The sequence below is a fragment of the Cupriavidus sp. 09_S30 genome (assembly GCF_056930435.1).
In genome coordinates this window covers 828,336-854,127 of the sequence record NZ_JBXOWI010000002.1, presented here as the reverse complement: position 1 = coordinate 854,127, position 25,792 = coordinate 828,336, and the positions used below count along the sequence as shown (strand labels likewise).

The 25,792-nt window shown below is 65.3% G+C and carries 20 protein-coding genes; 12 read left to right on the top strand and 8 right to left on the bottom strand.

Features of this window, described 5'->3' with window-relative positions; translation table 11 throughout:
• The first annotated feature begins 38 nt into the window (after positions 1–38).
• The gene (locus tag AC1Z3O_RS23995) at positions 39–1,298 is read left to right on the top strand and encodes a benzoate/H(+) symporter BenE family transporter (protein WP_483521954.1); all 1,260 of its coding nucleotides are present in this window, start codon (positions 39–41) and stop codon (positions 1,296–1,298) included.
• A gap of 33 nt (positions 1,299–1,331) precedes the next feature.
• Here AC1Z3O_RS23995 and AC1Z3O_RS23990 read toward each other — a convergent pair whose 3' ends face one another.
• Complete coding sequence (locus AC1Z3O_RS23990; RefSeq protein WP_483518363.1) at positions 1,332–2,873, bottom strand: methyl-accepting chemotaxis protein; 1,542 nt, start codon at positions 2,871–2,873, stop codon at positions 1,332–1,334.
• Positions 2,874–3,317: 444 nt separating this feature from the next.
• Here AC1Z3O_RS23990 and AC1Z3O_RS23985 point away from each other — a divergent pair, with 444 nt between their 5' ends.
• Complete coding sequence (locus AC1Z3O_RS23985) at positions 3,318–4,592, top strand: cytochrome P450 (protein ID WP_483518362.1); 1,275 nt, start codon at positions 3,318–3,320, stop codon at positions 4,590–4,592.
• Between the two features lie 111 nt (positions 4,593–4,703).
• Complete coding sequence (locus AC1Z3O_RS23980) at positions 4,704–5,720, top strand: serine hydrolase domain-containing protein (protein WP_483518361.1); 1,017 nt, start codon at positions 4,704–4,706, stop codon at positions 5,718–5,720.
• A 28-nt stretch (positions 5,721–5,748) separates the two neighbouring features.
• On the opposite strand, the gene AC1Z3O_RS23975 is transcribed toward AC1Z3O_RS23980, so the two are convergent.
• Positions 5,749–6,648, bottom strand: a complete 900-nt coding sequence (locus AC1Z3O_RS23975; RefSeq protein WP_483518360.1) for an EamA family transporter — start codon at positions 6,646–6,648, stop codon at positions 5,749–5,751.
• A 502-nt stretch (positions 6,649–7,150) separates the two neighbouring features.
• Here AC1Z3O_RS23975 and AC1Z3O_RS23970 point away from each other — a divergent pair.
• The 7 genes from AC1Z3O_RS23970 (at position 7,151) to AC1Z3O_RS23940 (ending at position 13,855) form a co-directional block, all read left to right on the top strand.
• On the top strand, positions 7,151–7,693 hold the full coding sequence (locus AC1Z3O_RS23970) for a fimbrial assembly protein (protein WP_483518359.1): 543 nt from the start codon (positions 7,151–7,153) through the stop codon (positions 7,691–7,693).
• Positions 7,694–7,938: 245 nt separating this feature from the next.
• Complete coding sequence (locus tag AC1Z3O_RS23965; RefSeq protein WP_483521952.1) at positions 7,939–10,089, top strand: TcfC E-set like domain-containing protein; 2,151 nt, start codon at positions 7,939–7,941, stop codon at positions 10,087–10,089.
• Positions 10,090–10,193: 104 nt separating this feature from the next.
• A complete protein-coding gene (locus tag AC1Z3O_RS23960; RefSeq protein WP_483518358.1) occupies positions 10,194–10,793 on the top strand; it encodes a pilus assembly protein in 600 nt (199 codons plus the stop codon).
• Positions 10,793–11,266, top strand: a complete 474-nt coding sequence (locus tag AC1Z3O_RS23955; protein ID WP_483518357.1) for a fimbrial biogenesis chaperone — start codon at positions 10,793–10,795, stop codon at positions 11,264–11,266. Before AC1Z3O_RS23960 ends, AC1Z3O_RS23955 begins: the two co-directional genes overlap by 1 nt.
• A 27-nt stretch (positions 11,267–11,293) precedes the next feature.
• Positions 11,294–12,424 (top strand): hypothetical protein, encoded by a 1,131-nt coding sequence (locus AC1Z3O_RS23950; protein ID WP_483518356.1) that lies wholly within the window; start codon positions 11,294–11,296, stop codon positions 12,422–12,424.
• An 8-nt stretch (positions 12,425–12,432) separates the two neighbouring features.
• On the top strand, positions 12,433–12,975 hold the full coding sequence (locus AC1Z3O_RS23945) for a hypothetical protein (protein WP_483518355.1): 543 nt from the start codon (positions 12,433–12,435) through the stop codon (positions 12,973–12,975).
• 184 nt (positions 12,976–13,159) lie between these two features.
• Positions 13,160–13,855, top strand: coding sequence for a hypothetical protein (locus AC1Z3O_RS23940; protein WP_483518354.1), 696 nt, complete (start codon positions 13,160–13,162; stop codon positions 13,853–13,855).
• A 143-nt stretch (positions 13,856–13,998) separates the two neighbouring features.
• Here AC1Z3O_RS23940 and AC1Z3O_RS23935 read toward each other — a convergent pair whose 3' ends face one another.
• A complete protein-coding gene (locus AC1Z3O_RS23935; RefSeq protein ID WP_483518353.1) occupies positions 13,999–14,898 on the bottom strand; it encodes a LysR family transcriptional regulator in 900 nt (299 codons plus the stop codon).
• Between the two features lie 103 nt (positions 14,899–15,001).
• Between AC1Z3O_RS23935 and AC1Z3O_RS23930 the strand changes: the two genes are divergently transcribed.
• On the top strand, positions 15,002–15,598 hold the full coding sequence (locus AC1Z3O_RS23930) for a short chain dehydrogenase (RefSeq protein ID WP_483518352.1): 597 nt from the start codon (positions 15,002–15,004) through the stop codon (positions 15,596–15,598).
• A gap of 70 nt (positions 15,599–15,668) precedes the next feature.
• Here AC1Z3O_RS23930 and AC1Z3O_RS23925 read toward each other — a convergent pair whose 3' ends face one another.
• A complete protein-coding gene (locus AC1Z3O_RS23925; RefSeq protein ID WP_483518351.1) occupies positions 15,669–16,220 on the bottom strand; it encodes a TetR/AcrR family transcriptional regulator in 552 nt (183 codons plus the stop codon).
• 127 nt (positions 16,221–16,347) lie between these two features.
• Between AC1Z3O_RS23925 and AC1Z3O_RS23920 the strand changes: the two genes are divergently transcribed.
• Positions 16,348–16,965, top strand: coding sequence for a DJ-1/PfpI family protein (locus AC1Z3O_RS23920; protein ID WP_483518350.1), 618 nt, complete (start codon positions 16,348–16,350; stop codon positions 16,963–16,965).
• Between the two features lie 111 nt (positions 16,966–17,076).
• Here AC1Z3O_RS23920 and AC1Z3O_RS23915 read toward each other — a convergent pair whose 3' ends face one another.
• From AC1Z3O_RS23915 to AC1Z3O_RS23900, 4 genes are all read right to left on the bottom strand, one after another.
• On the bottom strand, positions 17,077–19,689 hold the full coding sequence (locus AC1Z3O_RS23915; RefSeq protein WP_483518349.1) for a penicillin acylase family protein: 2,613 nt from the start codon (positions 19,687–19,689) through the stop codon (positions 17,077–17,079).
• A 320-nt stretch (positions 19,690–20,009) separates the two neighbouring features.
• The gene (locus AC1Z3O_RS23910; RefSeq protein WP_483518348.1) at positions 20,010–21,620 is read right to left on the bottom strand and encodes a methyl-accepting chemotaxis protein; all 1,611 of its coding nucleotides are present in this window, start codon (positions 21,618–21,620) and stop codon (positions 20,010–20,012) included.
• 313 nt (positions 21,621–21,933) lie between these two features.
• Positions 21,934–23,823, bottom strand: a complete 1,890-nt coding sequence (locus AC1Z3O_RS23905; RefSeq protein ID WP_483518347.1) for a flagellin N-terminal helical domain-containing protein — start codon at positions 23,821–23,823, stop codon at positions 21,934–21,936.
• Positions 23,824–24,160: 337 nt separating this feature from the next.
• Complete coding sequence (locus tag AC1Z3O_RS23900) at positions 24,161–25,756, bottom strand: AMP-binding protein (RefSeq protein WP_483518346.1); 1,596 nt, start codon at positions 25,754–25,756, stop codon at positions 24,161–24,163.
• Positions 25,757–25,792 lie beyond the last annotated feature (36 nt).

The following is a 25,792-nucleotide window of genomic DNA, read 5'->3' as shown; positions in this document are numbered from 1 at the left end:
ACGTCAATCAAACCGCTTTCAGGAGTCGCATTCAGGCCATGCCATCTGCCAGCTCACCTTCGTCCGTTCGCTTGCGCGATCTCACCCATCCCGTCGTGGCCGGGCTCATCTCGGTCATCGTCAACTACGGCGGCACCTTCATCCTGGTGTTCCAGGCGGCCAAAGTGGCTGGCCTGAGCCCGGCGTTGACGGCCTCGTGGGTGTGGTCGATTTCGATCGGCGTGGGGGTGACGGGAATCTTGCTGAGCTGGAGTTTCCGCGAACCAATCATCACGGCCTGGTCCACGCCGGCAGCCGCGTTTCTCGTTACGGCACTGGCAACCACGCCCTACGCGGAAGCGGTGGGCGCGTACTTGGTCTCCGCGGCCGCCTTTGTGGCGCTCGGACTATCGGGCTACTTCGAGAAGGTCATCCGCTTGATCCCGCCGGGCGTGGCTGCCGGGCTGCTGGCCGGCATCCTGCTGCAGTTCGGCATTGGCGCCTTCGGCGGCATGAGCATCGACCCCTTGCTGGCCGGCTTGCTGATCGTCGCCTATGCCGTGCTCAAGCGCTTTACCGCTCGCTACGCCGTGGTGGGCATCCTGGTGCTGGGGCTAGCCTTCTTGTTGATCCAGGATCGAGTCGATCTCTCGGGCTTGCAATTGAAGCTTGCCGCTCCCGTCTTCACCATGCCGGCATTTTCGCTCAACGCCCTGCTGAGCGTGGCCCTGCCACTGTTCCTGATCACGCTGACCGGCCAATACATGCCCGGCTTGCTGGTACTGCGCAACGATGGCTTCAAGACCAGCGCCAATCCCATCGTCACGGTTACCGGACTGGGCTCATTGCTGATGGCGCCATTCGGCTCGCACGCCTTCAACATCGCCGCGATCACGGCGGCGATCTGCACCGGCAGGGAAGCGCACGAAGACCCGTCCAAGCGCTGGATCGCAGGCATCGCCGCAGGCGTCTTCTACATCCTCGTCGGGGTGTTCGGGGTGACGCTCGCCGCTGTCTTCATGGCTTTCCCGGCGACCTTCATCACCACGCTGGCGGGCCTGGCCCTGCTGGGAACCATTGGTGGCAGTCTCGCCAGCGCCATGGCCGATGCGAAGGCGCGCGAAGCCTCGCTGATCACCTTCCTGGCTGCCGCCGCCAACATCAAGCTGCTGGGCATCGGCGGGGCGTTCTGGGGTCTGGTGATCGGTCTGGTGGCCTACGCGGTGCTCAATGGCCGGTGGCCGCGGCGGGCGCAGGCAGCGCAGCAAGCGATTCAGCCTACCCCCGAACCTGCAACCAGCAAGGGAGCGGCAAGTTGATGCGTGACGGGGATGCGGGCGAGCGCGCCGGCCTCAGGCCGCCAGACGGAACGATGACACCGCCTCGCTCAGCCGGCGGGCCTGTTCCTCCAGCGACCCGGCGGCCGCCGCCGCCTGCTCGACCAGCGCGGCGTTCTGCTGCGTCACCGTATCCATCTGCGTGACGGCCTGGCTGACCTGGTCGATGCCGGCGCTCTGCTCGAACGACGCGGCGCTGATTTCGCCCATGATGTCGGTCACGCGCTTGACCGCGCCGACGATGCCTTCCATGGTCTGGCCGGCCTGGGCCACCAGTTGCGAACCCGTCTCCACGCGCTCGACCGAGTCGCCGATCAGGGCCTTGATCTCCTTGGCCGCGGTGGCGCTGCGCTGCGCCAGGCTGCGCACTTCGCCGGCCACCACCGCGAAGCCGCGGCCCTGCTCGCCCGCGCGCGCGGCTTCCACCGCCGCGTTCAGCGCCAGGATATTGGTCTGGAAGGCGATGCCCTCGATCACGGCGATGATTTCCACCACCTTCCTGGAAGCGCCGCTGATCTGCTCCATCGTGTCGACCACCTCGCCGACCACCTCGCCGCCGCGCACGGCGATCTCCGAAGCGTTGACGGCCAGCCCGCTAGCCTGCTTGGCGTTGTCGGCGTTCTGGCGCACGATGCCGGTCAGCTCTTCCATGCTGGACGCAGTCTCCTGCAGCGACGATGCCTGTTCCTCGGTGCGCTGCGACAGGTCGGTATTGCCGGCCGCGATCTGGCTGGTGCCAGTGGCGATCGAGTCGGAGCAATTGCGCACCTGGCGCACGATGCGCAGGATGTTGTCGTTCATCTCGCCGAGCGCGCGCAGCAGCTGCGCGGTTTCGTCCTTGCCGTCCACCTCGATGCGGCTGCTCAGGTCACCCGCTGCGACGGTGCGCGCGAAGGTGACCGCGCGGTGCAGCGGGCCGGTGATGCCGCGCGTCAGCCAGACCGAGAACGCCACGCCGATGGCCAGTGCGATCGCGCCAAGCACGATCAGGCCGTTACGCGACGACGCATAGATGGCATTGATATCGCGCGCGGTCGCGTCGATGCTGTTGCGCTGGATCTCCAGCAGTTTCTCCAACGCACCCAGGTAGGCTTCGCCGGCCGGCACGAATTCCTTCTCGAGCACCTCATTGGCGGCATCGGCCTGGCCATCCTCCTTCAGCTTGGTGATCTTGTCGCGTGCCGCGTTGTATGGGGTGCGCACCTCGAGGATCTTGGCGAGCGCGTCCTTCTCCTCGCTCGACGACAGCATCGGCGCCAGCTTGTCGCGCAGCGTGGCCATGGAGTCGGCGGAGAACTTGGTCTCCTTCGCGAAGAAGGCGCCGAGGCCCGGATCGGTGCTGCGCGCCACCGCCGTCGTGCGCCGCACGCTGGCATACATCAGCCGGTACCAGTCGCTGACGATGCGCTCCTTTGCCAGCGGCTCCTGCATCATGTCCTCTGTGTGCTGCGCTACCTGGTGCAGCCGGAAGATGCCCAGGCCCGTCATCAGCATCGACAGCAGCAGCACCACGCTGAAGCCGATGCCCAGGCGCATGCCGATTCCAAGATTCTTCATTTCTTCTTACCCGATAAGTGACACAGAACTGCGCGATGGACGGCCAGGATGCCGCCAGGTCGCTACCCCGACCGCGGCGCGCTGTCTCACGGACGCGCCGACGCAATATCAGGGTTAACGACAGCCCCGGGTAAAACCTGACGGACTATCGGAAGACACCCCCTTTTAGAGGGGATACACGAGCATGACCACAGGAGTCGCGAACCGGAAAGCGATGTGGATTCTGGCAAAGCGGCCGGCGTCCCGCCGGGAACCTTGGGCAATTCCCCGCCTTGACAGGGAAGCGGCCCGGTACGATTCTGGCCGGTGGTCCGATGCTCCGCGGTTTGCGAGGTCGGCCGTCGATGTTGGAGGCGAAGCACAGGCGGCTCCCGGCCAGGTTCCGGCTCGACCATCCTGCGACGATGGAGCCTTTGATTCCGCTTGAACAAGAGGAGCCAGGCCATGACGGGTAAGCTGCTGTCCGACCCTGCCGCAGAGGCTACGCGCGCGCAGATCCAGTCCATGTCGTTGGAGGGCATCGATCCCTCCGATCCGCAGTGGTTCGTGGACGACACCATCGGCGACGTCTTCGCGCGCCTGCGCCGCGAAGACCCGGTCCATCGCTCTCGCAGCCCGGTTGACGGCATCGGCGAGTACTGGTCCGTGACCCGCTACCGGGACATCATGCACGTGGAGACCCACCACGAGCTGTTCTCCTCCGACTTTACCCGCGGCGGCATCACGCTGATGGACTTTCCGCCGGGCGAGGAGCGCCTGCAGATGTTCATCGCCATGGACCCGCCCAAGCATGACGAAGAGCGCAAGGTGGTGAGCCCGATCGCATCGCCCGGCAACCTGGGCGCCTGGGAAAACCTGATCCGCGAACGCACCTGCCGGGTCCTGGATGGCCTGCCGCGCAACGAGACCTTCAACTGGGTCGAGCGGGTGTCGGTCGAGCTGACCACGCTGATGCTGGCCACCCTGTTCGACTTCCCGATCGAAGACCGGCGCCTGCTGACCCACTGGTCGGACATGATCACCTCCAACAAGCGCACCAACCCCGATGCGCCCGACCCCGAAGTCCGCATGGCGGAACTGCACAAGATGCTGGTCTACTTCACGCGGCTGTGGAACGAACGCGTCAATGCACCGCCCAGCATGAACCTCGTCTCCATGTTGGCCCACAGCCCCGCCACGCGCGAGATGAACCCGATGGAGTACATGGGCAACCTGGCGCTGCTGATCGTCGGCGGCAACGACACCACCCGCAACTCGATGACCGGCGGCCTGCTCGCGCTGCACCAGAACCCGCAGGAAATGGCCAAGCTGCGCGCCAATCCGGCCCTGGTCGACAGCCTGGTGTCGGAGATCATCCGCTGGCAGACGCCGCTGGCCTATATGCGCCGCACCGCCACCCAGGATACGGAGCTCGGCGGCAAGACGATCCGCAAGGGCGACAAGGTGGCCATGTGGTATCTGTCCGCCAACCGGGACGAGTCCATGATCCCCGAGCCGGACCGTTTCATCATCGACCGGGAAAGGCCGCGGCAGCACCTGTCCTTCGGCTTCGGCATCCACCGCTGCGTGGGCAGCCGCATCGCCGAGCTGCAGTTGAAGATCCTGTGGGAAGAGCTGCTGCCGCGCTTCCCCGTGATCGAAGTGGTCGGCCCGCCCACGCGCGTGCGCTCCTCCTTTGTGCATGGCTTTTCGCACCTGCCCGTGCGCATCCCGGGCTGAGCCACGCCCGCCCGGCCGCACATTCCACGCCGGCCGGGCACACACACTAGGCCGGCGTAGGCCGGCGGGCTGTCCCACCCCATGCCTTCGCGGATCGCTCTCCTACCCGCCATGACAACAAACGCGCCCGAACTGGAAAGCCACCTTTTCCGCTGCATGCAGGAAGCCGCAGTACCCGGCGTCTCGCTTGCGATCATGCGCAAAGGGGAGATGGCGCTGGCCACCGGCGGCGTGCGCGACGCTGCCAGCCAGGCGCCGGTCGATGCGCACACCGTGTTCGACGTGGCATCGCTCACCAAGCCGCTGGTGTCCTACGCCGCGCTGCAGATCGCCGACGCGAGCGTGCTGGACCTGGACGCGCCCCTGTCCCGCTTCACCGCCCCCGTGGTGGCAGACGATGCGGCCGCCGCCGCCATCACCGCCCGCCACGTGCTGACGCACACCTCGGGCCTGCCCAATCTGCGCGGCAATGATCCCGTGCGGACCTACTTCCCACCAGGCGAGCGCTTCAGCTATTCCAGCGTCGGTTTCGGCTATCTGCAATCCGCGCTGGAATCGCTCACCGGCGAACCGCTGGAAGCCAGCCTGCAGCGGCTGGTGTTCGCGCCGCTGGGCATGGGCTCCTCCAGCCTGGAATGGCAGCCGCGCTTCGCCGGCAATTTCGCCAATCCGCACGAACATGCCGAACGGATCGAGAAGCACTACCCGCCGCAGGCGCATGCTTCGTATTCCCTGCAGACGACGGCGCAGGACTACGCCCGCTTCGTCCAGGCCGTGCTGCGCGGCGAGCGGCTGCGTGCGCCCACCCACCGGCAGTGGCTGACCCCCGTCTCGCGCGTGCCGCAAAGCACGGTGCTGTCACTGGATAGCACGCCGCCTCAGTCGCCCGACAGCGGCGTCGGCTGGGGGCTGGGATGGGGCATCGAACGCGAGCACGGCACCTTCTTCCAATGGGGCAAGATGCCGGGGATCCGGGCTTTCGTGATGGGCTGCCCGGCAAAGCAGTCCGCGCTCGTCCTGCTCACCAACAGCAACCGGGGCCTGCGCCTGATGCATGACGCGGTGCAGAGCGTGCTGCCCGGGGAGCACGCCGCCGTGCGTTGGCTGCTGAATTGCGTGACGGAATGAGCCAGCGGCGCTATGCGGCGTCAGCCGTTCAGCCGCGGGAGACGGCCACCACCCTCAGGCGCGCGCCGAACACATTGACCAGCAGGCCGGCCATCACCACCGCCGCGCCTGCCCACTGCACGGCGGCCAGGTCCTCGCCGAGCAGCCAATGGGCCGAGACCAGGCCGACCACCGGCACCAGCAAGGTCAGCGGCGCAACCGTGCTGGCCGCGTAGCGCGTCAGCAAGCGGCCCCACATCGTATAGCCGAACAAGGTGGCCACGAACGCCAGGTAGCACACGGCCAACACTGCCGCGCCGGACACATGCGCGGCACTCGCGGCAATGCGCGACGGTCCCTCGAAGCCCAGTGACAACAGCACAAATGGCACGATGGGAATCAGGGCGCCCCAGACCACCAGCCCGAGCAGATCCACCGGGCCGATCTTCTTGCTGACGATATTGCCGGTGGCCCAGCAGGCCGAGGCACACAAGGTGAGCAGGAAGCCTGCCACGCTCATGCCGGCCACCGCCCCACCCTGCGGCACCGCGCCCATGCCGATCAGCGCCAGGCCGCCGGCGGCGATCGCCATGCCAGCCAGGTTGAACCATCGCACCGGCTCGCCCAGCCACACCGCCGCAATGGCCAGCGTGAAGAAGGCCTGCGCCTGCAGCACCAGCGATGCCAGCCCCGCAGGCATCCCCACCGCCATCGAGTAGAAGAGGAAGGCGAACTGGCCGAGGCTGATGGTGACGCCGTAGGCCACCAGCATCCGCCACGACACGCGTGGACGCGGTACGAAGAAGACGGCCGGAAAGGCCACCAGGCAAAAACGCAGCGCGCCCAGCAGCATGGGCGGCATGCCTGCGAGCCCGACCTTGATGACGACGAAATTGATGCCCCAGGCCAGGACGATGGCGAGGGCAAGAAGGCGGTCTTTGGGTTGCATGTTGGGGGGCGAGGCCGCGGCAGTCCGTTGGCTGCGGGAAAAAGCGCAAGCCTAACATCCCGCCGCTAGCAGCGCTCGAGCGCTATGCCGGATCGCGGCAAGCCTTCACTCAAGCTGCAGCCGCGCCTTTGCCCAAAGCCTCCAGCATTGCCAGCACGACTGGCGCCTGCTCGTCCTGTCGCCAGATCCCATAGATATTCGTGAGCCCTCGAGTTCGATCCGTCCCAGGCGTTGCGACGCTCGGTTGCGCGTGGCTGCAGCAGGAGTTTTGTGGGCAGCTTGCAGCGAAGGCGCTGGGCGCCGCAAGCGGCCGGAAAACCGGCGCGGACTAAGACAATTCCTACAAATCTCCGCGCTAGTTTGAGTAACGTCTGATTTTTTCGAGCCGCAAACTAAATAAGAATACTACTGGTGGAATTCAGTTATCCACCACCTCCAGTTGCAATCGCTCTTCGCGATTCGCATTCCGATTATCCAATCCGAATTAAAAATAGGAATTGATATGAAACTCAGCAAGCTCGTTCTCGCCCTTGGCATGGCCGGCGTCCTGGTCGGCGCGGCTAACGCGGCGGCGCCCAAGACGGACAACCAGGTGTCCAAGAAGATCACGCTGACCGCGCAGATCAACGACGGCATCTACGTGACGAAGCCGGACGGCTCCACGTGGTACACGACGGAAGAGCTGGAAGCCGAAGACTTCAAGCAGCTGAAGTTCCACAAGGAGCTGCCGATCCGCGTCTGGACGAAAAACCCCAAGTTCAACGTTTCGCTGAGCCAGCCGCTGATGATGTCGAACGGCCACTACGCGATGAAGAACGCCAAGGTCGCGATCACGAGCCAGGCAGGCGACTCGGCCCTCGAGGATCTTTCGGTCAAGACGATCACCCAGGTCGCCGCAGTCGAGGGTGGCTACGATGAGATCCACCACCTGAAGATCAGCGTCGACGCGCCCACCAAGGCAACGGGTGACGATGCCCTGGGCACCAACGGCAGCTACAGCGGCGATCTGGTGATGCTGTTTGAGCCGGCCGCCACTACCAAGTAACGCCGCCTTTCCTCGCAGCGAAGCCCGGACGCCGTCCGGGCTTCGGCTCCTGCATTCCATCAGCAAGGAATTCCGCTTGCCGATCTGGATCCCCGTTCAATTCAGAAGCTATCCGCGTGCTCACCTTTCAAGCCCCTTTTCAATTCAACAAACTGTGGCTGGGTGCCTTCCTGTTTGCCTCGTCGCACTCCTTCGCAGAGGTCAAGGTATCGTACGGGGTACCCGAGGGATTCAGCGCGGGCGAAATGGACGACAGCGCGAACTACGTCGGAACCTTCAATGGGAAGACCCTTCCCGGGTTCATCAATTATTCGGCGCGGGAGGCATCGCTCGAGTTCGATGCAGTCAAGTTCGCGGCAAACGGCATTTTGCCGGACGATGTCACGGCCATCCGCAACGTCCTCTCGCAGATCGATTACAAGCGTTGCAGCAAGGGCTGCGATGAAAAGATCGCCGGCTATTACGTCACGATCGACAAGCTGAAGCGGTCGATCTCCATCCGCGACTCGCGCGAGGACTACATCGCGCCGCCAACGACGTACGGCCTGGTCAACAATCAGTCCGTGAATTTGCGCGCGTCCTCCGACGGGTACCGCGCTGCCAACATCAACGGCAATACCTGGATCGGCCTGCCGGGGCGCAGCTTCGGCTACATGAACTGGTATGCGAACAGCACCGAAGCGCGCGGCATGAGCAGCAGCTCGGCTGGCCTGTCCTCGTATTACCTGCAGAAGAATTTCGCCAGCACCTATGTGCGGGCGGGCAAGCAGAACAGCATCGACTTCGGGTCCGGCTCGGTCAGCACCTTGCTGATGCCGAGCTTCGACCACTTCGTGACCTTCGGCAGTCAAGGCAACCTGCAGGCCAACCGCAATGCGGGCTCGATGGTCCTGTACGCTAGCGCCGAGGGAAACTACGAGTTTTACCGGAATGGCAGGCTGATCCTTAAGCGGCCCGCCGTTCTCGGCCGCAACGAGATCAGCTTCGCCGATCTTCCGGGCGGCTACTACCCGGTGCAGGTCCGCCTGGTCGATCGCAACGGCAATGTAGCCAGCCAGGAAACCCGCGAGATCAACAACGTCAACTTCGGCGCGGCGGGCGGCGGCAATGCGTGGCGCGTCACCGCCGGCAAGGAGATGGGAGACGAAGGCGGCTTCCTGCTGGAGGCCGCCGTGAGCCGGAACTTCAGCCGGTTCTACCTGAACGCGGCCGGGCTCGTCGGGCGCGGCGGCGACTGGGCGGCCGAAGTCAACGTGATGCGTCCGACCAAGGTCGGCAACGTCGACATCAACCCGACGCTCGGCCTGCTGAGCGGCGAACGCAAGACCGGCGGATACCTCAGCGTTTCGGCGGTCAATGAGCGGCTCGGCAGCCTGTCGGTCAGCCACTATCTCAACAACGGCGTGTCGCGCTTCTATTCCGGCGCGCCGAGCACCAGTGTGGCGATCAGCCACAACCTGCGCCGCGCGGTGGTCGGCTACAACTACCAGAAGTCCACGCGCGGCGAAACCCAGCAGGCCGAAGTGCGCTGGAACTATCGCCCGAACGGCTTGTGGGCCACGTTCGCGCTGGGCCTGCAGAAGGGCAGCTTCAGCGGGAACAGCCGTGGCTATGGCGTGTATTTCAACATGACCTTGCAGCTCGACAAGACGCAGGCGAGCTTCAGCGTCGCGCGCGCCGGCGGTCAGACGCAGTTGAGCGGCGATTACCGCAAGGAGTTTCAGGACGGTTTCGGTACCACGACCGTTGGCATCACGGGCAGCCGCGTGAATTCGCAGTATGGCGTGAACGTGTACGGCAGCCGCTCGGGCACGCGTGGCGACGCAACGTTGAACTTCGGCCACAACGGCGACGCCAGCAACGTGGACTTCAACTACCGCGGCATGGTCGCGGCGAGCCAGGACGGTGTGGCCTTCGGCCGCTACGGCAGCAGCGGCAGCGCCATGCTGTTGCGCACGCCGGAAGTCGAGGGCGTGAAGTACGGCTTCAACGTGGAAGGCAACCCGGTGGCAGGCAACGGCACCTATGCGGTGCCGCTCAATGCCTACAGCGACCTGCCCTTTGCGCGCGTGCTGAGCAGCAGCGAGGCGCTGGACATGAACATCGAAGTCCCGGCCAACATCGTGCGCGCGCATCCGGGCCAGGTGTATGCAGCCGATGCGAAGGTCGACATCAACATGATCTACAGCGGCTTCCTGAAGGACGCCGAGGGAAAACCGGTCCAAGGGAAGATCGTGGAAACCGGCGATACGGCGCATCGCAACGGCCTGTTCTCGATCGTGAGCAAGACGGCGCTGACGGACATTACGGTCGAGTGGGGCGGACGTCGGCAAACGTGCAGCCTGAAGGCTGCCAACGGCAATGACTTCCGCTGCAAGCCGCAAGACATCGAATGAAACCAGGGGGAAAGCATATGAATTTCAAGGCACCAAGCGCGGCACCGATCCTGGCCGCGCTGTTGTTCGCGGCGGCGATGCCAGTCCAGGCGGAGGGCCAACTGATGGTGATGCCGGCCTCGACCCGCGTATTCCACAGCTACGAGCAGAAGGTGACGGCGAAAAACGTGGGCGACGCGCCGCTCTATCTATCCATTTCGGTGCAGAAGGTGACGAACCCCGGCATGACACCGGAAGAGAAGGTCGACCTTGGCGAACTCGAGCGTCCGGGCATGATTGCGAATCCCGACAAGCTGACGCTGGGGCCGAACCAGACGCGCCAGATTGTCCTGAAATCGCTGATGGAGCCGGAGCAGGAGGAACTGTACCGGCTGTACATCGTGCCGGTCAGAGCGCTGAAGGTGGATGAGGCGCCGCAGGACAAGATCACCGCGCCGATGTCGCTCTCGATCGGCTATGGCGTGCTGGTGCGGCATATGCCCCCGCCGGGCAAGCAGCGCACCGGTTGGGCGCATCGTTGCGAAAACGGCGGCATCACACTGGAGACGACGGGCAACGTTCACGAGTTGTTGACTGGTGTTTCGTACAACAACGCGAAGGAATCGAAGACCGTGGCCTTGTTCCCCGGAACGCCGCAGCATTTTGCGACGACGCGCATGACGCTGCGCGACGGCGATGAGCAGAAGACGCTGGAGTGCTCGTGATGAAACGCGGGCTCGGGATGGCGCTGGGCCTTCTGGCAGCCCTGTGCTGTTCGAGCGCGCTGGCGGCGGGCATTCTGAAGCTGTCGCGCACCGAACTGAGGCTGGAGCCGGGCAAGCCGGTTAGCGAGCTGTGGGCCGAAAACATCGGGGATACGCCGCTGTACCTGGACGTGACGCAGCACCTCGTGACGAATCCTGGGCAGACCCCGGAGCATCTGGTTCCGGTCACGGAGGTTGAGCAACCCACGCTGTTGGTGCTACCCAACCGGCTCACATTGTCTCCCGGGCAAAGATACAAAATGTCGATCAAGGAACTGGCGAAGCCATCGGTTACGAAGGTGTGGCGCCTGACGTTCCGGCCCAAGGAACACATCGTCGTTGACGCCGCTGACGCCGAGGTTTCGCCAACCCCATTGTTTCTAAGTGTGGGTTACGGCGTCGTGATCTATCAGATCAACAAAAAAAAACAATAACGATTAGCCGCTTATGAACATCCGCCCTTGGGTTTTTTGTTTTTCATCTCAAGAAATTTTATTTATTTTGAGCTGCACCACGAAGCACCACCAGAACGGCTTAATGCCAAAATATTACCGGGAATTGGAAGAATGAATATCGCCAATGAAAAAAGCGCAATTATAATTTTCGGCCGCAAATTACCGATTATTACGTTCTTCATATCGCTCATCCTCCTTCCCATCAGAGCCGACGCATACATCCTGAAATTTTCTGACCTCAGCTATGGATACGCTGCTTGCTCATGGACTGAAAATGGCGATGGAACCAGCACCGTTCGTGTTGATGTTAGCTACAAGGAAGCTAGCAAGCATTTGGGAGGGCAACGGTTTATTTCTCGTGGCTTACTGCTATATACATACGATAAAAATGGAATCCCCCACCCAAACAACGCCACTGCCAAAAGTGTAACGTTGAACGACGATTCACCCTTCGCAAAACCGTATATTGGGGAGGGCTACATAATGTACCACACGCACGTTGGCTCTCCTCCTACTATCTGGTCAAATGACAAAGAGTTTGTTGGGACTTTCGAGGTGATCATAGATAATAGCCTGGTTATCGACTGGCCCGCCCTTGGCCTTCGCGCGGGGAATTACACCAACGGCGACGACATCGCGGAAATCGCCGGTGCGGCCTATGTCAGCCGTTTCGGCAATCAGACAACGGGGGGCTGTAAAGTCATCGAACCGACAACTCCACCACCTCCGATTGTGGCGATCAACGTCACGGCGCCAGACTGGCACCTTGGTGAACTGCAATTGGGTGATAACACGAAAGTCTTCGCCAACAGCGCGGATCAGCTTTGCTTCACATACTCGGGTGCGGCAGTCAGCGGCAAGAACTACATCATCAACGCAAGTAATGCCAACGGCGTGGTGAATGGCCGCTATTTGCTCAAGCACCTGGACGATACGTCGAAGACGGTGCCGTATGGCGTCAAGCTGGATAGCGGATCGTCGACAGTGTCTCTGCCGAATGCCAGCAACGCTGCCGTTCCTCTTAGCACTTCCGGCAAGACCTGCTTCGTCCCGACTTTCACGACAACGGTAGACAAGCTTGCGAAGGATGGCGATTACAGCGATGTGCTGACATTCACGGTCGTAACCAAGTCCTAGGAGTCGACATGAAGAACCGTATTCTCGCTGGCGTGCTGGTTGCCTTGATTGGCCTGCCTGCGCTCGCTGAGCAAATCGATCTTTACGGAAAAACCTCGAGCGAGATCACCGCCACTGTTCCGCGGTTCAACAATTTCCAGGTGACCGACGACAAGGGCGGGTGGTTCGAACAGGGTCTTGTCATGCAACAGCTTGGCGGTTGGGAGACGCCTTATGAGGTAAAAGCCCGGCTGCGCGTGCTGTCGACTTCGCGAGACTTTCGGATCCGCCTGGACGAGCCGCTGCAGATCCGCAATCAGGCAGATCTTACAAAGGTCTTCCGGCAGCCGATTGTCAGCGTCGGAGCGGACGAGGGTACTGCGAAGCAACTGGTGGTCGGCCAGAGCACGGACTTTCAGAACCCCGCAGCGCCTGTGCCTGGAACCGATTCGGTCGGTTACTACAATCTGACTGTTTCCGCACTTCCGCCCACCGGTGACTTCAAGAGCACGGCAGGAACTTACAGCGGCGTGTTGTCGTTGACATTCGAGCCGGTCATCAAGGCATTGTGACGCGTTGCTGCGTTTGCCTGGACGATCCTTCAATCGACCACGTTCCGGCAACAACTGTTCGGCATTCCGTGTTCGCGATTTCGGGCCGACCGTTTCTCTTGCGGGCGTTGAGAATGCAGGTGCATGCCTTGCATAGCCAAACCCGAGCTACGGTGCCGACTCTTCGATCAACGGATGCGAGACCATGAAGCTGCTATCTTCCGGCTGTTCGGCCATTGCCTTGATGGTCGGCCTGCTTACCTCCCAAACAACGCTTGGCGCGATCGACCTCATTCCGAAGGATGTTGTCGTTCATGACAAGGCAGTTGCCGTTCAAATCATCAACAACGGCAACCGTCCGGAATATGTATCGATCTCGCTCTCACGCCTGCTGAACCCCGGCGTTCCACTGGAAGACGAAAAACTCGAACCGGTTGGCGAAGCCGCGAAGCCTGCGCTGTTCGCTGCGCCGTTCCGGCTGACGCTCGCGCCGGGCCAGACCAAGACGATCACGCTGAAGCCGTTGCATGCAGTCGAATCGGAAACGGTCTACCGGCTGGATGTGAAGCCGGTGCTCAAGGTCTTGCCGGGCGAGCAGCAGAAAACTTCCGGTACGGTAGTGGTCAACCTGAGTTTCAGCGGACTGGTCCGTCAATTGCCGGCGAAAGAGCGTGCGAGCCTGTCCGTGACGTGCGACGCATCGGGCGCGCGCCTGACCGCCACGGGAAGCGTGCGCTACCCCGTGGAAGGGGCCAAGGTGGACGGTCTCGCGTTGGACGATTTCAACGTTTATCCCGGTGTGCCCTTGCCCCTGGATGGGCGCGACATCGAGATTCCTGGCCAGCAGGTCTGCCGTGGAGCCCAAGGCTCTCGCGCAGAGGGCGCCACGTCCGACAAGTAATGCGTTCTCCGTCGCAAGTGCATGTGAGAGCCATGCCTGGCTTCTCCTCCGCGTGAATCGGAATGGCCAGGCACTTCTGACCGCCGTGCCGCCTGGCGCCGCCGCCTGCCCCGTTCGACCTGGACAAGCCACCCGCAGCGCCGCTACTGCAACAGCGGCGCTGCCTGCGCCAGCAAGAAATCAACGAATGTGGTCATCTTGGGCAGCGGCTGCCGATCCTGGCGATACAGCAGGTGGACCGGCCGCGCTTCCGGCACGTGCGCCTCCAGCACGCTGACCAAGCGACCCGCGGCCAGGTCGTCGGCCACCAGGACATAGGGCTGCAGCAGTAGCCCCGCGCCGCGCAAGGCGGCCTGCCGCAGGCCCTGGCCGGCATTGCAGACGAAGGCGGCCTCGCCTGGCCAATGCGCCGCCTCCCCTTCCGCGCCGGCCAGGCGCCAGGCCGTGCGGCGGCTCCCGACCACGTGCCCGAGGCAGCGGTGCGCGGGCAGGTCGGCCGGCGTGCGGGGCCGGCCATGCCGCCGCAGGTACGCCGGCGCGGCGCACATGACCAGGCGGTAGAAGCCCAGCGGCCGTGCCACCAGCGACTGCGCAGAGTCGAGTCCGCCGATGCGGATGGCCTGGTCGAAGCCCTCGTCGACCAGGTCCACCACGCTGTTGCTCAATTCCAGTTCGATGCTCACCTCGGGGTGCAGGCGCTGGTAATCGGCCGCCAGGGGGGCGATCACGCATTCGCCCAGCGTGGTCGCCGCGCTGATGCGCAAGCGGCCGCTGGGCCGGGCGCGCAGGCGTTCGACCGAGGCCTCGGCCCAATCCAACTGCTCCAGCACCTTGCGGCCCTCCTCGTAGAAGCGCCGGCCGGCATCGGTCAGGCTTTGGCGGCGCGTGCTGCGCTGGAGCAAGCGCGTGCGCAGGTGGTCTTCCAGCTGGCGCACATGTTTGCCGACCATCACCGGCGAGATGTCGAGCTGCCGCGCCGCCTCGCTGAAGCTGCCCGCATCCACGGCCGCGACGAAGACCTGGATGTTCCTGAGCTTGTCCATGATTCCAAACCAATAGTTTCAAGTCATGGAAATTCTCGCCTATTTATTCCTCCCGATAAAGCCATCAAACTCGTCGCGAACCAACAGCCAGGAGCCAATCCTCATGAAAATCGTCATCATCGGTGCCACCGGCGTCATCGGCCAGGCCGTCGCCACCGAACTTGGCCGCGACCACGACATCGTGCGCGTAGGCCATCGCGGCGGCGACCTCCAGGTCGACATCACCGACGAAGCCGACGTGCACCGCCTGTTTGCACGCACGGGCCGGGTCGACGCCATCGTCTCCACCACCGGCGACCTGCATTTCGGCCCGCTGGCCGACACCACCGCCGAGCAGTTCAACCTGGGGCTGCAGCACAAGCTGCTGGGCCAGGTCCGGCTCGCGCTGGTCGGCCAGCACCACCTCAACGAGGGCGGCTCCATCACGCTGACCAGTGGCATGGTCGCCCATGAGCCCATCCGCAATGGCAGCAATGCAACCACCGTCAACGTCGCCATCGAAGGCTTCGCGCTCGCGGCCGCAACCGAACTGCCCGGCCGCCGCATCAATGTGGTCAGCCCGACGGTACTGACCGAGTCCTGGGACGTGTACGGCCCCTATTTCTCCGGCTTCGAGAGCGTGCCCGCCGCGCGCGTGGCGCTGGCCTACCGGCGCAGCGTGGACGGGGTCCAGAGCGGGCGGGTGTATCGGGTGTGGTGACGGGCGCAGCTAATGCCGGAGCCGTGTATCGCGGCCGGCTCGAGCGGCCGACACTTGCGGCCCGCCGCCGCTAAAGCTGGCGCTTCACCGCGGCGCCAGCAATGGCCAGCATCCCCTGGAGCAGGCTGCGGAACGCCTCCGGGTCACGCCGATCGCCGGATTGCTGGCCGCCGATCAGGCAGAGGTGGACGGCCCTGGCGATCCGTTCGGCCTCGGCCTCGCTGCGCGCCAGCGGGCGGCACACCGACACGGCGAACGACAGGCGCGTGCGGTCGACGCGGCTCTGGTACTCGGCCACCAGCGGGTCCTGCAGCGCCCAGGCCCGGATCGCGACTTCGCGCGCGGGCTGCTTCTCGGCGACGATCTCCAGATAGCGCGCGAGGATGGTCTCCGCACCGCAACCTTGCGCGGCATAGGCGAGCATGCGCTCGGTATAGTCCCGCTCCCACTCGGCCAGCAGCGCGCGAACGAACGCCTCCCGACTGTCGAAATGATGATAGAAGGACCCGCGCGTGACGTTCAGCCGCCGCGCCAGGCGCTCGGCGGATACGCCCTGGAACCCCTCTTCATCCAGTGCCTGGAATCCCGCCAGGATCCAGCGGTTCTGTGTCAATGCAACCATGCGCTTACCGGCATACAGGCTGTGTATGGTCCCTCTTGCGTCGCTAGAGTGCGATTCTCGCATAACGCTCCGGCATCGCAGGCCTCCGGTAAGGAGACGCTGGCGATGGCCGGATCAGGAGCCCGCAATGAAAACCATCGCACTGATCGCCTTCGAGCAGTTCACCGACATCGACCTCTTCCTGATGTGGGACATCCTCGGCCGCAACCGGCAGGACTGGCGCGTCCGAATCCTTGGCGCCAAGCCGGAACTGCGGTCGGCCCACGGCCTGCTGGTCAGAACTCACGGGTCGCTGGCCGATGCCAACCATGCCGACGCTGTCCTGTTCGCCAGCGGCAAGCAAGGCGTGCCCGCCGCCCTGGCCGACCCGGCCTTCCTGGCCGCTTTCGACCTCGACCCGCAACGCCAGTTGATCGGCTCCATCTGCGCCGGCTCGTTCTTCCTGGCCAGGCTCGGCCTGCTCCCCCACAACAGGGCCACCACGCATCCGGATGCGCGTGCGGCCCTGCACGCTACCGGCGTGGAGACCGACGACAGGCCATTCGTCTGCGACGGCAACGTCGCCACCGCCGGCGGCTGCCTGTCGGCCCTGTACCTCGCGGCGTGGATCGCCGAGCGATGGCTCGGCCGCGGCAGCCACCGCACGCTCGTGGGGGAACTCCTACCTGCCGGGCAGGAGGCGCTCTTCGCGTGGCTGATCGAGACCAGCCTGGCGGCCGGGTCGCGCGAGGCGTGGGGAACTTGATGCGGGAGTCGACATTGCGTGGCCTGCGCTGCGGCCAGGCAGGACAGGGCGATTGCTGACTGGCTCAGCGGGAACGGAACACGCTCCGTTCCCGGCACGTTTCGGCCAAGCCTACTCGACCTCGACGCGCAGCCGTTCCGTCGACTTTGTCGCTTGCGTGACCGCGCCGGCGTCATGCGCGAGCGGCTTGCGGCCGAACGTCGTGTACAGCTCGAGCTGATCGGCGTAATGCGGCGAGGGCGTGCCGTCGGGAGCGATGAAACCGCTCTGGCCCGGCGCCACGACATCCCAAGCCTGGACTTTGCCGCGCGCGCCCGCGGCGCCGAAGACGATCAGGTCGTTCTCCGTGCCGCGATTCATATAGACGGGCGTACGCACGGCTTCCGCGGCATTGGCCTGCGGCACGCCGAAGAAGTTGTTGGCCCGGAACGTGAGCGGCACGGCGGGCGCACGCCAGCTGGCCGGGTCGGCGCCGAGCTTCGCTTGCAGCGCGCGGGCGGCATCATCCAGCGCGGCCAGGATGACTTCGTCGTGCGGCTTGCCCTGGAAGATATCGAAGGTCTGCGGCACGCCGGCCTGCGGTCCGCGCAGCGCCTCGTATAGCACCTTGCTGCCGTTGCTGATATTGGCCGAGCCCGTCGGCCCGTCCTGCGGTGCCGCATAACCCGTCGCGAGGAACCATTTGTCATAGGGCGCCGGAACGACCTGGCCGAGCGTACGCCGGAGCATGGCCGACAACCAGGCATCCATGATGGCCGGGCCTGCATTTTCGTATTTCCCCGTGTACTGAGGATCGCGATTCAAGCCGTCCCACGTGACCAAGTGCTGCGCCAGGGTCCGGCGCAAGTCCGACGCGGGCAAGGAAGCTGCGGCACGTTCGATGAATGGCACGAAATGGGCCCGGTTCACGTCGACGGCGCTGGTCTCCTTGAGAACCTGCCACATGTCATCCACGCTCAGCTTGTCGCGGGCCTGGATGCGCTTGTCGATCTCCACGACTCTATCGGCCCCGCCCCACAGGAAAGCAAACAGGTCAGACGCCGGGTAGCCGCGCTCCGGCGAGTTGTTCCAGTTGGCGATCCAACCCTGCTTCGGGTTGTAGACCTTGGGGTTGGTCGAGAACGGCAGCAGGCCTCGCCAGTCCCATTCCCCCGTGCCCGGCACCGGCAGGCGCGGATCATGGCCCGGACGGCGGTCGGGGTACTTGCCGGTGTGCACGTAGCCGATATTGCCTGCCTGGTCGGCGTAATACCAATTGATCGTCAGCGCGTGGCGCGATGCCTGGTCGGTCCAGGACTTCCAGTCATGCGCCTGCCCCTGGTGCGTCCACGCCAGCAGCGACTGGACTTCCTGGCCATCCCATGCGCGCGCCTTCGCGTAGGCCAGATGCTGGGCATCGTCGCGCTGCATCACGATGCCGTGCACGGTGCGATAGACATCGAGCACCACCGGCGCGCCGTCCTTGACCTTGATCAGCTCGACGCGATGCTCCATATCGCGCCAACCACCGTTGTGGAAGTAACGGCTCGGGTTGGTCGGGTCGACCTTTTCCGCGAACATGTCGATGTCATCACCGAAGCCCGCCGTCGAGCCCCACGAGATCTTGCCGTTGTGGCCGAAGAGGATGCACGGGTAGCCGAATGGCGTATTGCCGACGATGTCGAATCCCGCGCCGTGCAGCCCCACCCCATAGGTATAGGCCGGGGCGAACCAGCCGAACTGCGGGCCGTTCAGCATGATTGCGCGCGCGTCCCGCGCTTTGTCGCGGCCAACGATCCACATATTGCTCGTGGTCGGGAACCCGGCCGGGCCCGACTGGCCGAACTGGGCGAATTGCGCGAGCATGGTTGCCGCATTGTCCTGCGGCGACTGGTGCAGCAATGCGCCATCGCTGCCGCGCGCCAGGCGCGCCAGCATGGGCGCGGGTCCGTCGTATCGCGGCAGCGCCTGCGCAGCCGCCTTGGCGGCTTGCGGGCCCACCTTGACGGGATACGCGCCCTCCTCGCCCGGCACCGTCGTCGGCGCGGCGGGATTCACAAGCCACTTGAGCTGGTTGAACAGCGCCATGCCCTTGTCGGCGCCGTACTTGTCTTTCAGCGCCGTGACGAGCGCCAGATTGTCGAGTTCGCTCGTCGCATCGGAGAAGCGGTTTGCCATCGTGCCGACAAAGACCATCGCCACGTCGAAGGCGCTCCAGTTGGAGGGAGCGAAACCGAAGTCCTTGAATTGCTTCGGCATGCGCGTGTCCGGTTGCGCGCGCACCTGCGCAATCCAGGCGTTCATGCCGGCCGCGTAGCCTTCCAGGATGTCACGCTCTCGCTTGGGCAGTGCCGACAATTGCTGCTCGATCGATGCCGGCCAGTAGTTGCCGCGGATCGACCTGTCGAATTCGACGAACTTCGCACCAAGCACCTCGGCCACCGTCCCTTGGGTGCTGCGCTTGGCCATTTCCATCTGGAACAGGCGATCTTGTGCGATCGCATAGCCATAGCCGTAAAACAAGGCATAGGTGGAATCCGCATAGATATGCGGCACACCATAGCCGTCGCGCTTGATGGTGACGCCTTGTACGGCCGCTGCGCTGGCCTTCGGCGACTCGGCCTGGACCGGCAGCGGGAGTGCATTGCCCAGGGCGCCGGCGACCAGTGCAAGCGCACATACGGTCGGACTCAAACCTCGCCGGGCGAAAGCGTTAAGAAGTTCCTTGGGGGCACGACGCTCCATCTTGTCTCCTGATTTTTTGTTTCTCAATGAGATGGAGAAGCATTCTAGCGAATTGCCGACCGTCCGGTCGGTTTATTTTTCCTGCGCACAGGGCGGGCGCAAACCCGGCGATGCCGGGTCTTTCCTTGAGATGTCTGGAGGGGTACATCGATACGCGCATCGCGTACCCGATCACGCTGGAGCAGCGCACGCGCCAGGCCACACCGACGGCCAGGACCCGGCCGCCGACGGGAAGCCGGCCCTGTCGCCCAGAAGGCGCCGGCGGACAGGCACGACAGCCCGCCGGACCTGAGGCCGCGATCGAGCCGGCTTGGCTTGACCTAGGCCCGCGCCAACGCCAACCCACCCGCCGGCACCGGCCGCGCGGCAGGCGCCGCATTCTGCGGCTCATCTTCCAGCTTGAACTCGCCCACGGCCTGCTGCAGTTGCTGCGCCTGCTCGGCCAGCGCGGTGGAGGCGGCGGCGGCCTGCTCCACCAGCGCGGCGTTCTGCTGGGTGACGGTGTCCATCTGCTTGACGGCCTGGTTGACCTGTTCGATGCCCTGGCTCTGTTCCTCGGAGGCCTCGGAGATCTCGCCCAGCAGGCCGGCAACCTGCCGCACCGAGTGCACGATCTCTTGCATGGTCTGGCCGGCCTGCCCCACCAGTTGCGAGCCGCTTTCCACCTGCGCGGCGGAGTCGCCGATCAGCACCTTGATTTCCTTGGCGGCGGCGGCGCTGCGCTGCGCCAGGCTGCGCACCTCGCCGGCCACTACCGCGAAGCCACGGCCCTGCTCGCCCGCGCGTGCGGCTTCCACCGCCGCGTTCAGCGCCAGGATATTGGTCTGGAAGGCGATACCTTCGATCACCTCGATGATGTCGACCACCTTGCGCGAGCTGGTGCTGATGGCGTCCATGGTCTGGACCACCTCGCCCACCACGATGCCGCCGCGCTCGGCGATGCCCGAGGCGCCTGCCGCAAGGCCGTTGGCGGTGTGCGCGCGCTCGGCATTGCGGCGCACCATGTCGGTCAGCTCGCTCATGCTCGAAGCCGTCTGCTCAAGCGTGGCGGCCTGCTCCTCGGTGCGCTGCGACAGATCGGTGTTGCCGGCGGCAATCTGCTGCGACGCGCCGCTGATCGAATCGGTCGATTCCTTGATGCGGCCGACCAGGTCGGTGAGCATGTCTTCCATCTCGCCGAGCCCGCTCAGCAGCCGCCCGAATTCACCGCCGCGCTCGGTGGCGAATTCCTGGCTGAGGTCGCCCGAGGCCACCGTTTCGGCGATATAGACCGCCTCGCCCAGCGGCTGCTCGATGCTGCGCGTCAGCCGGAAGGCGTAAATGACGCCGACCGCCAGCGTCGCCAGGGCCAGTGCGATCATCAGCGCGCGCGCCGAGCCTGCCTGGTCCGCGGCCTGTGCCGCGATGGCGCCGGCCTGCGCCTTGTAACGGGCCGCCAGCGCGGTGGTCTGCTCCTGTATGGCATCGAGCGCAGGCAGCACGTCCGCGCTGAAGGCGCGGGCGGCTTCAGCGCGCCCGCCCTGTCCCAGCAGCGCAGCGGTCCGGGCGGTTGCGGCGGCGTACTTGGCCTGCGCGTCGCGCAGCTTGGCCAGCGCCGCCTTGTCCTCGTCTGTGGCAGCCTGCCTGGCCAGCACGCTCAGCGCCTCGTCCATGGCCTTGCCGACATCGGAGGCGCCGGCACCCTGCACCGGCTGGCCGGCGTCGGCAGCCAGCAGCCGCGCCGTGGCCATTCTGGCGTCCGCCTGGGCGGCGGCAGCGACGGTAGCGGCGGCGCCCGCCCTGCCCCACTCATCCTCGGCGACCTGGCGGCTGGCCTCGGCCAGCCCCTCCAGGCGCAATGTTCCCACCACGGCCAGCGATGCCGACAGCACGGCCACCAGCCCGAAGCCGATCCCAAGGCGCGTCCGGATTCTCAAGTTCTCGATCGACATGATAGCTACCGCCTCCTCCTCTTCTTATGTGGATTCCGCCGGTCCCACGGGCGCCCGGCTCGGCGCCGCCCCGCGGCCCGCGCGGCGCGGCAGTCTCGCCTTGTCATTCTTCTTGATGCGTGGCGCTGCATTGCGTCCGGCCTGCGGATGCGCTGCGGCTCGACGATCAGAAATCCCATGAGGTGATGCCGCGCCGGATAGCGCCCATGGATGCTGGTCGCACGAATCGACTTCAGCACATCAGGACGGATTAACGGCAGGGCCCAGCCCGCCTTTAGGCGAAAATCGGAACCCGCCTGCTGGTGTGCAAGACTCAGTTCCGCCCCAACAGCGTCATCACCGCCTGCGGCTGCTGGTTGGCTTGCGCCACCATCGACGTGGCTGCCTGGCTGACGATCTGCGCCGCCGTCATCTTCGACACTTCGACGGCATAGTCAGCATCTTCGATCCGGGAGCGGGCCGCCGTCAGATTGGCGGCGGCGGAGGCCTGCGTATTCGCGATCGATTCCAGCCGGTTCTGCGCCGCGCCCAGGGCGCTGCGCCGGGCGTCGACGGCGGCAATCGCGCGGTCGAGCGTGGCGAGCGTATCGGGCGGCTGTTTCAGGCGCATGCCGGCGCCGGCCTCGACCAGGTTGACCACGGTGTGATTCGCACCTGCATCGGTCAGCGCGGAGTAAGCGAGCGGATAGTAGATCAGCACGTTCTCGCTGCCATTGTCAGTCCGGATGTACTGCGTGCCATCCTGGGCCGTGACCAGCGTCGCCGTCTTTCCGGCCTGCGGCAGGTTCAGCACATAGTTGCCGTTCGCGTCGAGGCTCATCACGTCGTTGAACGTGTGGCCGGCCAGATCCGTGTAGTTGACCGTGACGTTGCGGGGATCCAGGGTCACGGTGGAATCGCCGCCGAGCGTGGGCAGGTCGGAAAAGGACTGGTAGGCGGTGCTGTTGGCCTTGACGGTCAACGTGCGGGTGGCGCCATCGTCCGTCATGGCGAGCGTGGCATCGTAGTAGCGGAAATTGCCGCCGCCGGTATCCACTTCCATGACGTAGGCACCGTTGGCCCGCTGGAGCAGCCGCGTCGCCGAGGGGTTCACGGTTACGCCGCTGCTGTCCTGGAACGCCACGGTGTCGGTGGCCAGGTCGATGGCGGGCACCTGCGTGACGGCCGCCGGCGGCGAAGTGAAATCGGCCGCGGTCAATGCCGTCATGTTGTCAGCCTGGGCGGTGACGGTGCCCGTCACGCCAAATCGCAGGCTGGCCTGGTAGTAGTTGCCGGCCGAGGCGATGAAATAGCGGCCGTCGTCCGCCTGCACCAGCGAGGCGCCCGCCATGGGGACACCGGTGTCGTCCCGCAGGCTGGGGGTGCCGATGGGACGCTGCGGCACGGTCGGCACATCGTGGAAGACCGGGCCGCCCGCTGCAGGGTGGAACACGACATTGCTCAGGCCCGTGGTCGTATCCGTATACGTGTTGTAGCCAACTTCCTGGTACACGGGCCGGCCTGCGCCATCGACATCCTGCACGTACATATGCCCGCTGGCATCCCGGACCAGGTTCGGGCTGACGCTACCGGCCGGGTAGTTGACGGTGGTGGACGGACTGTCGAGCTGGACATTGGTACTGCGGCCCGCCAGCACCTTGAAGCCCGTCACCGAACCCGGAATCCCGGCGATGGTGAAGTCCTTCAGCCCCAGCGCCTCCACGCCGAATCCCACGCCGCCCAGATCCACGGCAAGCTGATCGCCGTCGTTGGCACCGATCTGCAGGCCGACCTTGCCGGCGCTGCCGTCCAGCAGCCGCAGGCCGTTGAAGCCGGATTGCTGGTTGAGGCGGTCGATTTCCTTCAGGTTCGCGTTGATCTCGGCCTGGATGGCGTCAGTGTCTTCCTGGTTGAGCGTGCCGCTCAGGCCCTGCACGCTCAACTCGCGAATGCGCTGCAGACGGGCATTGAGGGAATCCAGCGCCCCCGAGGCGGTTTCCAGCATCGACATGCCGTCCCCCGCGTTGCGGCGCGCCTGGTCCATCCCGTTTGCCTGGGCACGCAGGCGGTTTGCAATGCTTTGCCCGGCCGCATCGTCGCGTGCCGAGTTGATGCGACGCCCCGATGCAAGGCGACGCATGCTATCGGCTACTGCGCTGCCAGCCTTCGAGGCTTGCAGGCTTGCGCTGAGCGCAAGCGTGTTGCTGGCGATGACGAGAGCCATCGATTCCCCCTTCTTATATCCGGCGTCCTGCCCCGGCGCCCTGTTCTGGTGCAGATAACGGCCTGCTCGGGCGAATTTTTATCAGTCGATTTACCCCACAGAATAGGGGTAGTGCGGATGAGGCTGCGCCAAGGGCCAGGCGCGATCGCCTTCGGGGAGATGCGGGACCAGGCATTCCCGGGGGACGGCTTGCCCCTCCCTGATCGGGCGGGCGTGTACGGAGGCCGCCCCAGGGTCGACGCGGGTCGCTGCGATGGCCCGCCCTACGCGCGCGGGCGGGCGGCCGCGGCAGCGCAAAGATGGAGAGGCCGGCGACGGCCGGCCCGGCGGGCCGGCGTCAATCCGCTTCGACCAGCAATGCCCGCAACTGCGCCTTCGCTACCTTCTCCAGCGTCGAGCGTGGCAGGCTGTCGACCAGGCGCACCTCGTGCGGCCGCTTGAAGTCCGCGAGCTGCGCGGCACAGGCCGCGCGCACGCGCTCGGGCAGCGCCTCGTCCGCCTGCCCGCCCGGAATCACGAAGGCCACCGGCACCTCCTCCAGCATCGGGTGCTTGCGCCCGACCACCGCCACCTCGGCCACGCCCGGCACCAGCGCGATCACGCGCTCGATCTCGGAAGCGGCCACGTTCTCGCCGCCCACCTTCAGCATGTCCTTGGCGCGGTCCGAGAAGTACAGGAAGCCGTCCTCGCCAAGGCGCACGCGGTCCCCGGTGATGAAGAGGCCGTCGGCGCGGAACGCCGCGGCGGTGGCCGCCGGGTCGCCCGCGTACTCGAGGAAGAGCGAGACGCCGCGCTGGCCGCCCACGTAGAGGTCGCCCGTTTCGCCGGGCGCGACGGGCCGGCCCTGCTCGTCCAGCACGTGAATCCGGTAGCCGTTGGCCGGACGGCCCATCGACATCGGCGCATTGGGCAGGTGGGCCGAGCCGATCGTGCCGTGCGAGATGGTCTCAGTCATGCCCCACCAGCCGATGGTCTTGATGCCGAAATGCGCGTCGGTCGCAGGCTCGCAGACGCCACTGCCCCAGAAGCGGTAGTGGTGTCGCTTCGGCCGCGGCTGGGCCATCAATGCGCGCACGCAGAACGGCACGACCGAGGTCCAGGTGCAGCGGTGCTTGAGCGAAACCGGCCAGAAGCGCGAGGCCGAGAAGCGCGGCTGCAGCACCACCGTTGCGCCCACCCAGAGCGAGGCCGCCACCGAGTAAACCTGCGCATTGGTATGGAAGAGCGGCAGATGGACGAGGTGCACGTCCTCGGCGCGCAGGTCCTCGTGCAGCGCGCACAGCCGCGCGCCCCACAGCGCGTTGGCGTGGGTCCACAGCACGGCCTTGGGACGGGCGGTGGTGCCGGAGGTGTACTGGATGCCGAACGGCGCCATGGGATCGTGCGGGCGCGCCGCCAGGCCGGCGGGGTCGGCGTCGATGGCTCCGAAAGGCTCGCCGGGGAAGGCGCCGGCGGCCGGCGCGGCGCCGCCGTGGGTGGCGGTGACGGCCAGCCAGCGCAGCCCCGGCGCTGCCTGCGCGACCATCGACGCAAAGCGCGGCTGCGTGATCGCACCCACCGCGCCGCTGTGGCTGGCGAAGTAGGCCAGCTCGTCCGCGCTGGAGCGTGCGTTGGTGGTGACGGCGACCGCGCCGGCATAGGCACAGCCCAGCCATGCGATGACGCTTTCCGGACAGTTCTCCAGATGCACCAGCACACGGTCCGCCGGGCGCACGCCGCGGGCCTGCAGGCCGGCCGCAAAGCGCCGGACCGTTTCGCCGAACTCGGCGTAGCTCCAGCTCCGGCCCTCGCCCTCGAAGGGCTCCCAGATCAGGAAGGGGTGGTCGCCGCGGCGCGCGGCCTGGGCGTCGATGAGGCTGCGGATATCGCTGCCAGCGAAGGGGTTGACGCTGGTGTCCGGAAGGGAGTGGGAGGCGTGGGCGCTGTCGGTCATGGGTCGCGTTTGGGGGAAACGGGCCGGCGTAAGGCG

Excerpts from the sequence above, each read along its gene's own strand:
- AC1Z3O_RS23995 (WP_483521954.1), top strand. The coding sequence starts at position 39 with ATGCCATCTGCCAGCTCACCTTCGTCCGTTCGCTTGCGCGATCTCACC.
- AC1Z3O_RS23990 (WP_483518363.1), bottom strand. The coding sequence starts at position 2,873 with ATGAAGAATCTTGGAATCGGCATGCGCCTGGGCATCGGCTTCAGCGTG.
- AC1Z3O_RS23985 (WP_483518362.1), top strand. The coding sequence starts at position 3,318 with ATGACGGGTAAGCTGCTGTCCGACCCTGCCGCAGAGGCTACGCGCGCG.
- AC1Z3O_RS23980 (WP_483518361.1), top strand. The coding sequence starts at position 4,704 with ATGACAACAAACGCGCCCGAACTGGAAAGCCACCTTTTCCGCTGCATG.
- AC1Z3O_RS23975 (WP_483518360.1), bottom strand. The coding sequence starts at position 6,648 with ATGCAACCCAAAGACCGCCTTCTTGCCCTCGCCATCGTCCTGGCCTGG.
- AC1Z3O_RS23970 (WP_483518359.1), top strand. The coding sequence starts at position 7,151 with ATGAAACTCAGCAAGCTCGTTCTCGCCCTTGGCATGGCCGGCGTCCTG.
- AC1Z3O_RS23965 (WP_483521952.1), top strand. The coding sequence starts at position 7,939 with ATGGACGACAGCGCGAACTACGTCGGAACCTTCAATGGGAAGACCCTT.
- AC1Z3O_RS23960 (WP_483518358.1), top strand. The coding sequence starts at position 10,194 with ATGGTGATGCCGGCCTCGACCCGCGTATTCCACAGCTACGAGCAGAAG.
- AC1Z3O_RS23955 (WP_483518357.1), top strand. The coding sequence starts at position 10,793 with ATGAAACGCGGGCTCGGGATGGCGCTGGGCCTTCTGGCAGCCCTGTGC.
- AC1Z3O_RS23945 (WP_483518355.1), top strand. The coding sequence starts at position 12,433 with ATGAAGAACCGTATTCTCGCTGGCGTGCTGGTTGCCTTGATTGGCCTG.
- AC1Z3O_RS23940 (WP_483518354.1), top strand. The coding sequence starts at position 13,160 with ATGAAGCTGCTATCTTCCGGCTGTTCGGCCATTGCCTTGATGGTCGGC.
- AC1Z3O_RS23935 (WP_483518353.1), bottom strand. The coding sequence starts at position 14,898 with ATGGACAAGCTCAGGAACATCCAGGTCTTCGTCGCGGCCGTGGATGCG.
- AC1Z3O_RS23930 (WP_483518352.1), top strand. The coding sequence starts at position 15,002 with ATGAAAATCGTCATCATCGGTGCCACCGGCGTCATCGGCCAGGCCGTC.
- AC1Z3O_RS23925 (WP_483518351.1), bottom strand. The coding sequence starts at position 16,220 with ATGGTTGCATTGACACAGAACCGCTGGATCCTGGCGGGATTCCAGGCA.
- AC1Z3O_RS23920 (WP_483518350.1), top strand. The coding sequence starts at position 16,348 with ATGAAAACCATCGCACTGATCGCCTTCGAGCAGTTCACCGACATCGAC.
- AC1Z3O_RS23915 (WP_483518349.1), bottom strand. The coding sequence starts at position 19,689 with ATGGAGCGTCGTGCCCCCAAGGAACTTCTTAACGCTTTCGCCCGGCGA.
- AC1Z3O_RS23910 (WP_483518348.1), bottom strand. The coding sequence starts at position 21,620 with ATGTCGATCGAGAACTTGAGAATCCGGACGCGCCTTGGGATCGGCTTC.
- AC1Z3O_RS23905 (WP_483518347.1), bottom strand. The coding sequence starts at position 23,823 with ATGGCTCTCGTCATCGCCAGCAACACGCTTGCGCTCAGCGCAAGCCTG.
- AC1Z3O_RS23900 (WP_483518346.1), bottom strand. The coding sequence starts at position 25,756 with ATGACCGACAGCGCCCACGCCTCCCACTCCCTTCCGGACACCAGCGTC.